Source organism: Stenotrophomonas sp. A3_2 (assembly GCF_036624925.1).
GTDB lineage: Bacteria > Pseudomonadota > Gammaproteobacteria > Xanthomonadales > Xanthomonadaceae > Stenotrophomonas > Stenotrophomonas hibiscicola.
In genome coordinates, this window is record NZ_JAZKVY010000013.1 from 1 (window position 1) to 468 (window position 468).

1 protein-coding gene is annotated in these 468 nt (G+C 67.9%); it reads left to right on the top strand.

What is annotated here, in order from left to right; all coding sequences use genetic code 11:
- Window positions 1-168 precede the first annotated feature (168 nt).
- Window positions 169-468: acyl-CoA dehydrogenase family protein (locus R5H29_RS00050; protein WP_332328524.1), on the top strand; the 300-nt coding region annotated here is incomplete at its 3' end.

Consider the following 468-nt stretch of genomic DNA (forward strand, 5'->3'; position numbering starts at 1 on the left):
CACGTTCGGCGGCTGGAAAGCGAGCGGCTTCGGCGATCTGAACCAGCACGGGCCGGATTCGATCCGCTTCTATACCAAGACCAAGACCGTCACCGCCCGCTGGCCTTCCGGCGTGAAGGAAGGAGCGAGCTTCGTCATTCCCACCATGTCCTGAAGAGGTCCCCCGCCATGGATCAGATCTCGCCCCTGCCCGCCCCGGCCTTCGCGCTGACCGAGGAACAGCGCGCGATCGCCGATATGGCGCGCGGCTGCGCCGATGAGCGCCTGGCGCCGCATGCGCTCGCCTGGGACAAGGAGAAGCATTTCCCGCTGGATGTGATCCGCGCGACGGCGGAGCTGGGGTTCGGCGGCATCTATGTGCGGGAGGATGTGGGCGGGAGCGGGCTTGGCCGGCTGGACGCGGCGCTGGTGTTCGAGGCGCTGTCCACCGGCTGCCCGGCGGTGGCGGCCTATATCTCCATCCACAAC